5 protein-coding genes are annotated in these 11,403 nt (G+C 73.2%); all 5 read left to right on the forward strand.

Features of this window, described 5'->3' with window-relative positions:
• The first annotated feature begins 113 nt into the window (after positions 1-113).
• Positions 114-6,215, forward strand: a complete 6,102-nt coding sequence (locus PKE79_RS09870) for an Ig-like domain-containing protein (RefSeq protein WP_271173527.1) — start codon at positions 114-116, stop codon at positions 6,213-6,215.
• Positions 6,216-6,242: 27 nt separating this feature from the next.
• Positions 6,243-7,205, forward strand: a complete 963-nt coding sequence (locus PKE79_RS09875) for an AAA family ATPase (protein WP_271173528.1) — start codon at positions 6,243-6,245, stop codon at positions 7,203-7,205.
• On the forward strand, positions 7,202-8,464 hold the full coding sequence (locus PKE79_RS09880) for a DUF58 domain-containing protein (protein WP_271173529.1): 1,263 nt from the start codon (positions 7,202-7,204) through the stop codon (positions 8,462-8,464). Before PKE79_RS09875 ends, PKE79_RS09880 begins: the two co-directional genes overlap by 4 nt.
• Positions 8,461-10,800, forward strand: a complete 2,340-nt coding sequence (locus PKE79_RS09885; RefSeq protein ID WP_271173530.1) for a transglutaminase TgpA family protein — start codon at positions 8,461-8,463, stop codon at positions 10,798-10,800. Before PKE79_RS09880 ends, PKE79_RS09885 begins: the two co-directional genes overlap by 4 nt.
• 1 nt (position 10,801) lies before the next feature.
• The coding region (locus PKE79_RS09890) for an RDD family protein (protein WP_271173531.1) at positions 10,802-11,403 on the forward strand (602 nt) is incomplete at its 3' end.

Genomic DNA, 11,403 nt, shown 5'->3' on the forward strand with positions numbered 1-11,403 from the left:
GCGCTCGCATGGGCGGATCAGGGGGCACAGGTACCCTGGAAGTCCGTGACCGCGCGCCGCCACGCTCCCTGCGGCCCGCGGCGAGGCGAGCATCAGGGGGAGGCCGACCGCGGATGAAGGCATGGACCCGTCTGCGCGCACGCCGCAAGACCCTCATCGGCACGGCGGTCGTCACGGCCGCGACGCTCGCGATCGGCACGATGGCGTTCGCCTACGACGGCAACCCGACGACCGAGGTCGACCTGCACGACGGGAGCGTGTGGATCACGCGCTCATCCAGCCTCCTCGTCGGCCACTTCAACCACGAGTCGCGTCTCCTCGACGGGAGCCTGCGGACGACGAGCGAGCGCTACGACATCCGGCAGGACGGCGGCAACGTCCTCGTCGTCGACGAGGCGGATGCGGCGGTCGCCGTCGTGAACCCCTCGACCGTCTCGCTCGGCGATCGCGTCGAGCTCCCCGGCAACGCGCGGGTCGAGCTCGGCGGCGACACGGTCGCGATCCTCGACCCGGAGTCGGGCGACCTCTTCGTCGCGCCGGTCGCGGCCCTCGGCGGGTTCGACCCGGCGGAGGCCGAGCCGGTGGCCGAGCTCGGCGAGGGAGCCGCTGTCACGGTCGGGCTCGACGGCACGGTGCACGCCGTCTCGCCGAAGAAGGGCATCGTGACGGTCCCCGTCACGCCGGAGGGCGAGCCCGGCGAGCCCGAGGCGCGGGAGCTGGACCTCGAGAAGGGCGCCGAGCTCTCGATCACGTCGGTCGGCGACCGGGCGGTCGTGCTCGACCGGTCGACGGGCGTCGTGCACCTCGACGACGGCACCGAGATCGAGGTCCCGGGAGGGAAGGACGCGGCGCTCGCCCTCGACGCCGCCGCGGCGTCGAGCGTCACGGCCGCGACCGCCTCCGAGCTCGTCACGATCCCCCTCGACGGCTCCGAGATCGTCTCGGTCCCGAGCGGCGCGGGCCCCGGCGACCCGGTCGAGCCCGTCGTCCTCGGCGGATGCGCGTACGCGGCCTGGGCGGGCGCCGGCCACTTCCTGCGGGACTGCGCGGGCGACGCGCACGACCTCGCCACCGCGGTGCAGGACTACGACTCCGATGGCGAGCTCGTCTTCCGCGTGAACCGCGACGTCGTCATGCTCAACGACTCCGTGAGCGGCGCCGCATGGCTCGCGAGCGACTCGATGCTCCGCGTCGACAACTGGGACGAGCTCACTCCGCCCGACGACGGCGACGAGGAGCAGGAGGAGGAGACGACCGAGGAGACGCTCGAGACGACGCTGCCCGAGCGGAGCGAGGAGAACACCGTCCCGATCGCGGCAGACGACCGGTTCGGCGTCCGCGCGGGGCGCACGACGATCATCCCCGTGCTCGACAACGACTCCGATCCCGACGGCGACGTCCTCACCGTCTCCCTGCCCGACGGGAGCCCCGACTTCGCGGACGTCCAGCTCATCCACAACGGGACGTCGCTGCAGGTCGCGGTGCCCGAGGGACGCACGGGCTCGGGCAGCTTCACATACCAGGTCGACGACGGCCGCGAAGGGCGGGACCGCGCGACCGTGCGCATCGACGTGCATCCGGAATCGCAGAACGCGGGGCCGGAGCAGACGCGCACGCCGACCGTCGCGGTCGAGACCGGCGGCACCGTCACCTACGACGTCATGCCCGACTGGCGCGACGACGACGGCGACGACACCTACCTCGTCGACGTCTTCCCCGCCGAGGGCGACGAGGCGGACTTCACCTCGGATGGGCGCATCACCTACCGTGCGATCTCCGGCGCGCAGGGGCCGCTCGAGGTCGAGGTGGTCGTCTCGGACGGGAGGCTCGCGCAATCGGGCACGCTCAAGCTCGACGTGCGGCCGGCCGGCTCCGCCCCGCCCGTGACGAACGCCGACCACGTCGTCGTGCGGCTGGGACAGCAGGCGACCGTCTCCCCGCTCGCGAACGACATCTCCGCGAGCATCGACCCGCTGCGGCTGACGCGCGTCGACGAGGAGGAGGGGCTCATCATCACCCCCGACTTCTCCGACAAGACCTTCACCGTGGAGGGGACGCGCGTGGGCACGAGATACGTGCAGTACCTCGCGGCGTCGGGAGCCGACGGCGTGCCGGGTCTCGTCCGAGTCGACGTCGTCGCCGACGAGGGCAGCGACCTGCCGCCCGTCGCGGTGCGCGATCTCGCCCTCCTCCCGGCGGGCGGCGAGGTGCTCGCCGGCGTGCTCGACAACGACTCCGACCCCGCCGGCGGCGTCCTCGTCGTGCAGTCCGTGTCGGTGCCCGACGACGCGGGCATCTCCGTCTCGGTCCTCGGGCACGAGACGCTCCGCATCGCGGACCGCGCCCAGCTCGCGGAGCAGACCACGGTGACGTACCGGCTGTCGAACGGGAAGGAGAGCGTCGAGGGCGAGGTCGTGATCATCCCCGTCCCCGCCGATGAGAAGCTGCGGCCTCCCGTCGCGAACGACGACGAGGTGGTCGTCCGCGCGAACGATCTCGTCACCATCCCGGTCCTCGACAACGACTACCACCCGAACGACGACGAGATCCACGTCGCCCCCGAGCTCGTGGAGGCGCCGTCGGCCGAGGCCGGGCAGATGTTCGTGTCGGAGGACACCGTGCGCTTCCGCGCGAGCGATGTCGCTCAGACGGTGTACGCGACCTACGACGTCGTCGACTCGACCGGGCAGAAGGACGCCGGCCTCATCACGATCCAGGTGGTTCCCGTCGACGCCGAGACGAACGCGCCGCCGAACCCGCCCGACGTGACCGTGCGCGCCCTCGCCGGCGAGACCGCGAACATCCCGATCCCGCTGAACGGCATCGATCCCGACGGCGACTCGGTCGAGCTCGTCGAGCCCGCGTCCGCCGCGAAGCGGGGGACGATCGACGAGGTCGCCGTCGACCATCTCGTCTACCGCGCCTACGACGACGCCGCGGGGCTCGACACCTTCACGTACCGCGTGCGCGACGCGCTCGGCGCCGAGGCGATCGGGACCATCCGCGTGGGAGTGGCGCCCGCCGAGTCCGCGAACCAGGCGCCCTACGCCGTGACCGACTCGCTCCACGTGCGTCCGGGGCGCATCGTCGCCGTCCCCGTCCTCGCCAACGACTCCGACCCCGAGGGCAAGCAGCTGCTCGTCGTCCCCGACGGGCTCGTGGTCCCCGACGTCGACGGGCTCGAGGCGGAGACCCTGCCCGGCCACGTCGAGATCACGGCGCCCGGCCGCGAGATGGAGACCTCGGTCCAGTACACGATCGAGGACGAGCACGGCGCACGCGCGCAGGGCGTGATCCAGGTCACCGTCGACGACGAGGTGCCGCTGCAGGCTCCCGTCGCGAAGGACGCCCATGTGCTCCCGGCCGACATCCAGGACGACTTCACCGCCGACGTCGATCTGCGCGAGCGGCTCTCGGATCCCGATGGCACGCCGAGCACCCTCGAGCTGACGGCGGACGGCGGCGAGCTCGTCGACCCCGAGGCCGGCGTTCTCCGGGTGTCGATCGGGGAGGAGCGGCAGCTCATCCCCTTCACCGCGACCGACGAGGACGGCCTGACCGCGACGGCGTACGTGCACGTCCCCGCGAGAGCCGACCTCCGCCCCGTCCGCACGAGCACGGAGCCCGTCGTCGTCCAGAGCGGCGAGACGGTCGAGATCGCCCTCGCGGACCACGTGCGCTCGGCGACCGGCGACCCGGTGGTCATCACCGAGGCGGCGAAGGTGCAGGCGGGCAACAGCGACGGCTCGCCGCTCGTGCGCGACCAGCAGACCCTCGTCTACACCTCGGCGTACCGCTGGTCGGGCGATGACGCCATCACGTTCGAGGTCACCGACGGGACGTCTCCGGACGACCCCAGCGGCACCAAGGCGACGCTGTCCATCCCGATCCACGTGCTCCCACCCGAGAACGAGCCGCCCGAGTTCGTCGACAGCGAGCTGACGGTGGGGGCGGGCGACGGCCCCGCCACGCTCGACCTCGCGCCGCTCGCGAGCGACATCGACGAGGACGACCTGACCTTCGCGGTCGCCGCCACCGCGGACGCCGGCGATGTCGCCGTCTCGATCGACGGCACCGTCCTCACCGTGGAGGCCCAGCCCGACAGCGCGGGCACGGAGCGCACCGTCAGCGTGACCGTCTCGGACGGCGTCAACGACCCCGTCCGCGGCGAGGTGCGCGTGGCCGTGACCGCATCGAGCAAGCCGCTGCCGGTCGCGAACGACGACGTCTTCGATGCATGGAACCAGGGCGAGACGCTCACCGTGCCCGTCCTCGACAACGACGTGAACCCGTTCCCCGAGACCCCGCTCGAGCTGCTCTCGGCGACCCTCGAGACCGGCGAGGCCGAGGTCGCGGCCGAGGGCGACCAGGTCGTCGTGACGCCCGCGGCAGACTTCCACGGGACCGTGGTCGTCCGCTACCGCATCGCCGACGCGACGGGGGATCAGTCGCGGATGGTCGAGGGCCGCGTGCGCGTCACCGTGCGCGGCGTGCCGGATGCGCCCGGCAAGCCCACGGTCTCGAGCGTGCAGGACCGCAAGGTCGCGCTCAGCTGGACGCCGCCGTCGGACAACGGCGCGACGATCGCCGAGTACGTCGTCACGAGCGTCGCGGGCGACTACGAGAAGCGCTGCGCCGCGACGACGTGCACGCTCGACGGGCTCACGAACAACGTCGAGTACCGGTTCACGGTCGTCGCCGTGAACGAGGTCGGCGCATCCGAGCCCTCGCTGCCCAGCCAGCCCGCGCGCCCCGATGCGCGCCCCGACCAGCCGCAGGCTCCCAAGCTGCCGTCCTTCGGCGATCGCGCCCTCGGGGTCACCTGGGAGACGCCGGAGACGCCCGGCTCGCCGGTCTCGAGCTTCACACTCGAGATCTCGCCCGCGCCGCCCAACGGGATCTCGCAGAAGACGGGCGTCACGGGCAACAAGATCACGTGGGAGGGCCTCGAGAACGGCACCGCCTACCGGGTGCGCGTGCGCGCGCACAACCAGGCGCCCGACCCGTCGAGCTGGAGCGCCTGGTCGGCGGCCAACATCCCGGCGGCCCCTCCGGCCGTCCCCGCGCAGCCGTCCGCGCAGATGGCGGCGCCGGTCGGCGAGCAGGCGCAAATGACCGTCTCCTGGACGAAGCCGGCGACGAACGGCGACGAGATCGACGCCTACCAGCTGCAGGTGCTCCGGGGCGGCGAGCTCGTGCGCACGGTGGACGTCCCCGGTGGCCAGACGACGCAGAACGTGACGCTCGACACGTCCGAGACGGACTACAGCTTCCGCGTGCAGGCGAAGAACAAGGCCGGCTGGAGCGGCTGGAGCACGGAGTCCGAGCCACGACGGGCGTACACCGCGCCCGATGCGCCCACGAACGTGAAGGCCGCGCCCCACGACAACAGCATCTCCGTGAGCTGGACCCCGGCCGCGCGCAACGGCATCAAGGAGAGCGAGATCAGCTGGCAGTACTCGCTCAACGGCGGCGCGTGGAGCAGCCAGTGGTCGGGGGCCGCGGACCCCGCCGGATCGACGATCGCCCAGGGCATCTCGAACGGCGCGTCGTACACCGTCAGCATCCGCGCGGTCTACGCGGCCACCCTGGGCACCGGCAACGGCACCGTGGCGAGCCAGGGCTCGGCGCCGTCGAACGCCGTCGTCCCGTTCGGGCCCGTCCGGAACCCCACGGTCGACGCCCAGCGCACGGGCGACGGTCGGGAGATCACCTACTCGTGGGCCGCACCGCAGCCGAACGGGCGCGACGTCGCGATGCAGATCCGCATCGACGGCGGCGCGTGGCAGGATGTCGCCCTCACCGGCTCGACGAGCGCCCGGTACGGCTACTCGACGACGCACACGATCGAAGCCCGCGCGACGGACACCGAGCGGCAGCAGAGCGCGATCGTCTCGGCGAAGGCGACCACCGTGCCCGAGGCGAAGGCGTGGACGACGCAGGGGCCCGACCGCAGCGCCAAGGACGAGAAGAACTGCGACACGGACAACTGCGAGTACCTCGTCCTCAACACGGAGAACTTCCCCGAGGGCGACTACCGCGCGACCTGCAACGACGCCGACGGCGCGTTCCGCGACGTGGGCGTCATCCACATCCCCGCCAACGGCTCCATCTACGTCGGGAAGAACCCGCACTGCTACTTCGGTACGCCCGGCGACACGGTCTACGTCCACATCGAGGGCTGGGGCAACGCGCAGTCCGTCGTCTGGCGCTGACCGCCCACCTGAGAAGAGAGAACACGCATGACGATGACGCCCGAGCAGGCATCCTGGTTCGAGGGGACCTTCGCGCGCCTCGTCGACAACGTCGACCGCGCCCTCATGGGCAAGCGCGACGTCGTCGGGCTCGTGCTCTCGGCGATGCTCGCCGAGGGCCACGTGCTGCTCGAGGACGCACCCGGAACCGGCAAGACGAGCCTCGCGAAGGCGCTCGCGGCGACCGTGCAGGGCACCTCGAACCGCATCCAGTTCACCCCCGACCTCCTGCCGAGCGACGTCACCGGTGTGACGATCTACGACCAGCAGAGCCACCGCTTCGAGTTCCACCGCGGGCCCGTGTTCGCGTCGATCGTGCTCGCGGACGAGATCAACCGCGCCTCTCCCAAGACGCAGTCCGCGCTCCTCGAGGTCATGGAGGAGTCGCGCGTCACGGTCGACGGCGTCGCGCACGACGTGGGCCGCCCCTTCCTCGTGATCGCGACGCAGAACCCCATCGAGCAGGCGGGCACGTACAAGCTGCCCGAGGCGCAGCTCGACCGCTTCCTCATCAAGACCTCGATCGGGTACCCGACGGTCGAGGTGACCGAGCGCATCCTCGCGGGCTCCGCCGACCGCAACCCCTCCGCGGGGCTCACCCCGATCATCACGACGGGCGCCGTGGCCGACATGGCCGACCTCGCGGCGACCGCGCACGTCGAGCCCAGCGTGCTGCGCTACGCCGCCGAGCTCGCGGAGGCGACCAGGGACGACTCCGACACGATGCTCGGCGTCTCGGTGCGCGGCGCCATCGCGATGGTGCGCCTCGCCAAGGTGCGTGCGGCGTCGCTCGGGCGCCACTACGTCCTTCCCGACGACATCAAGGCGCTCACCGGCCCGGTCTGGACCCACCGCCTCGTGCTCGACCCGGAGGCGGAGTTCTCGGGCGCGTCCGCGGAGCGCGTGATCGCACGCGTCGTGTCGCAGGTGCCGGCGCCGCAGGTGCGATGAGCGCGGAGGCGCCCGAGGCGGTCGAGGCCGAGCAGGCGGAGGAGCGGGCAGGCTGGGCCGCGGTCCTCCGCTACGTCCTCGCGCGCGGATGGCGCGGCATCCGCGTCGTCGCGGCCGTCGTCCGTCCGCTCGGCTGGGTCCTCCTCGTCGCCGCCGTCGCGCTGTGGGTCCTCGGCATCGCGTTCGGGTGGGTCGAGGTGCGCGCGATCGCGGCCATCCTCACCGCGACCCTCGTGCTCTGCGCGGGCTTCCTCTTCGGGCGCACGTCGTACGACGTCGAGCTCGACCTCACGCGCACGCGCGTCGTCGTCGGCGAGCGCGCGGTCGGCGCGCTCCGGCTCGCGAACACCGGCAGCCGCGCCATCCTCCCCTCCCGGATCGTCCTGCCGGTCGGATCGGGGCGCGGCGTCTTCGGCATCCCGCAGCTCGCGCCGGAGGAGTCGATCGAGGAGCTGTTCGCGATCCCGACCCAGCGCCGCGCCGTGCTGCCGGTCGGGCCCGTGAGCATCGTGCGGGGAGACCCGCTCGGGCTGTACGAGCGGATCGACCGCCGCGACGAGCCCGTCGACCTGTACGTCCACCCCCGCACGGTGAGACTGGATGGGCAGTCGATCGGCTTCGTGCGGGATCTCGAGGGCATGGAGACGCGCGACCTCGCGCGCGACGACATCGCCTTCCACGCGCTCTCGGAGTACCAGCCCGGCGACGACCTCCGTCACGTGCACTGGCGCTCGACCGCCCGCACGGGCACGCTCATGATGCGCACGTACGAGCAGACCCGCCGCTCGCACTTCGTCATCGGCCTGTCGACCGCGACCGCCGACTACGCGTCGCCCGAGGAGTTCGAGACCGCGATCTCGGCGGGCGGGTCGCTGGGCCTGCGCGCCATCCGCGACGCCTTCCACGTGGATGTGCGGACGCCGGCCGGTCCGCTTCGCGCCGGCACCGGTCGCCAGCTGCTCGACTCGCTCTCGGGCGTCGAGCACAGCCGGGCGCGGGCGGGGAGGGTGGCCGACCTCGCCGGCGCGGTCGCCGCCGCGGCTCCGCTCGCGAGCGTCGTCGTGCTCCTGTGCGGCAGCACGGCTGACCCCGCCGACCTCCGCGACGCCGCGTCGCGCCTGCCGCTCGGCGCACGGACGCTCATCGTCGTGGCCGCCGCCGACGCGGATACCGGGCGCCGGCGCATCGGCGAGACCGACGTGCTCACCCTCGCGACGGTCGACGACCTGCCGCGCGCGCTGCGGAAGGTGCTCGGATGAGCGCGCGCGACGGCGGGCGCCTCGGCGGATGGCGCGGCGACGCGATCGACCTGGGCGCGGTCGCGCTGCTCCTGCTCGTCCCCGTGATCGGCTTCGCGCCGACCTTCGACGGACCGCAGTACCTGATCCCCGCGCTCGCCGGCCTCGTGCTCGGGCTCGGGATCGCCTGGACGGGTGCCGTCCGGCGGTGGAGCGTCCTCCTGCTCGCGGCGGCCGCCGTGGCCGTGTACTTCGTGCTCGGCGGGGCGCTCGCGCTGCCGCACACGGCGATCGGCGGGATGATCCCGACCATCGACACGCTCCGCCAGCTGGCGGCGGGCGTCGTGACGTCGTGGAAGTCGCTGCTCACCTCGATCGCGCCGGTCGCGGCCGCCGACGGGCACCTCATCGTGCCGCTCCTCCTCTCGCTCGCCTTCGCGACGCTCGCGGGGAGCCTCGCTCTGCGCGTCGTCCCCGCGGCCTGGACGCTCGTGCCCGCCGCGGCGCTGCTCGTGCTCCAGATCGCCCTCGGGACGGCGCAGCCCGCCGCGCCGTTCGTGCAGGCGGCCGTGTTCGCCGTCGTCGCGGTCGCCTGGCTCGCGCTGCGGACGGCGCTCGCGCCGCAGCGGAGCGCGGTCGCGACGACCGAGTCGCCACAGGCCGACGGGGGTCGCTCGAGCGTCGTCCGCCGGGTCGTGTCGGGCGCCGTCGTCCTCGCGATCGCGGCGGGTGCGGGCGCGGTCTCACTCGCCCTCGCGCCCGCGAACGAGACCCGCTACGTGCTGCGCGAGGTGATCATCCCGCCGTTCGACATCCGCGAGTACCCGAGCCCCCTGCAGTCGTTCCGGCTCTACGTGCGCGACTTCGACGAGGACGCCCTCTTCACGGTCCGGGGCCTGCCGAGCGGGGCCCGCCTGCGACTCGCGACGATGGACGCCTACTCAGGAGTGGTCTACGACGTCGCCGACTCGTCGAGCGACTTCACCCCCATCCGCTCGAACATGGCGCAGGGGGCTGCGGGGGAGGCCGCGCGCCTCACGGTCGAGGTCGGCGGCTACGAGGGGGTCTGGGTTCCGGCCGCCGGTGCGGTGCGCAGCCTCGCGTTCGATGGCGACCGCGGAGAGAGCCTGCGCCGCAGCGCGTACTACAACGCCGACACGGGCACCGCGGTCGTCCGCGACGGGCTCCGCGAGGGCGATCGGTACACCGCCGATGTCGTCATCCCGCCGACGTCGGCCGACGAGGCGCTCGCGGACGACGACTTCGCGGACGTCGACCTGCCGCGGCCCGTCGACGTTCCCGGCGATGTCGCCGAGCTCGCCGCCGACGCGGTCGCGGAGGCGCGCACGCCGATCGAGAAGGCGCGCGCCCTCACGTCGTTCCTCTCGGAGGGCGGCTTCTTCAGCCACGGTCTCGAGGGCGAGGTCCCCTCCCGCGCGGGGCACGGGTCGCAGCGCATCGCGAGCCTGCTCGGCGCCGAGCAGATGGTCGGCGACGACGAGCAGTACGCGGTCGCGATGGCGCTCATGGCGCGGGAGCTCGGCATCCCGGCGCGCGTCGTGCTGGGCTTCCACCCCGGCGAGGACGAGACGGCGGAGAACCCGTACGTCGTCACGGGCGACGACGTGCACGCGTGGGTCGAGATCGCCTTCGAGGACGCCGGGTGGGTCGCCTTCGACCCCACGCCGCCCGAGGACCAGCAGCCGAACGACCAGACGACCCGGCCGAAGAGCGCACCCAAGCCGCAGGTGCTGCAGCCGCCTCCGCCTCCGCAGGAGCCGGTCGAGCTTCCGCCGCTCGTGCCCGACGATCGGAAGGCGGATGAGGACGCCGAGCCCGAGGACGGCGCTCTCGGCCTGATCCTCCTCGTGGGCGGGGCCGGCGTCTCCGTCCTCCTCCTGCTGCTCGCGCCCTTCGTCGTGATCGGCGCCGTGAAGGCCGCCCGCCGTCGCCGACGGCGCGCGGCAGAGCGCGCGGCCGACCGCATCAGCGGCGGCTGGGATGAGCTGCGCGATCGCGCCGTCGACTACCGCGCGTACCCGCTCGACGGCGCGTCGGCCGGCGGAACGCGCTCGGAGGAGGCCGCCGTGCTCGTCGCGACCCTCGAGGACGCGCGCGTGACCGACCTCGCCGCGCGCGCGGACGCCGGCGTCTTCGGGCCGGGCGAGCCCGACCCCGAGTTCGTCGCGGCGTTCTGGAGCGAGGTCGACGCCCTGGTGGACGGGATGGGCGAGAAGGCGACATTCTGGAGTCGCCTGCGCGCCCGACTGAGCCTGCGCTCGCTGCGGCGCAGGACCGGATCGTCGTGGATCCGGAGGCTGCGCGCCGCCGCGGCCGATCGACGGAAGGATGGCTGACATGACCGCGTCGAATCCCCACCGCGCACCGCTGCCGCCCGGGTACGGGCTGCCGGCCGCTGCGCACGCGCCGCGCCCTGCTCCGCTCGGCCGGCGCGCCGGCGCCTACATCGTCGACATGCTCATCGTCGGCGCGGTGATGTCCGTGCTCTCGGGCGTCACGGTGTGGGTCGCGATGAACGGCCCGCTGTGGCTCACGCTGACGCTCTCCGCGGTCGTCGGCCTGCTCGCGATCGGCTGGGTCCTCCTCTACAGCTGGTGGCAGGGCACCCGTCGCGGGACGCCGGGCATGCGCGCCCTGCGCGTGCGGCTCGTCCGCGACGACGACGGGGCGCCCCTCGGGTTCGGCCGCGCCTTCCTGCGCAACGTGATCTGGGGCCTTGGCGCCGCCATCGTCGTCGGGTACTTCTCGCCCCTGTTCGACGGCTCCCCGTGGCACCGCGGATGGCACGATCGGGTCGCCGGATCGCGGATGGTCGACGCCGACTCCGCGCGCGACGCCGCTCCGCTGGACCAGGCGAGCGCGCCTGCGGCCCCCGTCGCGCCCGCGGCCCCCGTCGCGCCCGCGGCGGCGGTGCCGCCGCTGCCCGTCGCCGTGCCGCC

The sequence above is a fragment of the Microbacterium barkeri genome, from assembly GCF_027921765.1.
Classification (GTDB): domain Bacteria; phylum Actinomycetota; class Actinomycetes; order Actinomycetales; family Microbacteriaceae; genus Microbacterium; species Microbacterium barkeri.

Coding starts and splice junctions, on each gene's coding strand:
- PKE79_RS09885 (WP_271173530.1), top strand. CDS start 8,461: ATGAGCGCGCGCGACGGCGGGCGCCTCGGCGGATGGCGCGGCGACGCG.
- PKE79_RS09870 (WP_271173527.1), top strand. CDS start 114: ATGAAGGCATGGACCCGTCTGCGCGCACGCCGCAAGACCCTCATCGGC.
- PKE79_RS09880 (WP_271173529.1), top strand. CDS start 7,202: ATGAGCGCGGAGGCGCCCGAGGCGGTCGAGGCCGAGCAGGCGGAGGAG.
- PKE79_RS09875 (WP_271173528.1), top strand. CDS start 6,243: ATGACGATGACGCCCGAGCAGGCATCCTGGTTCGAGGGGACCTTCGCG.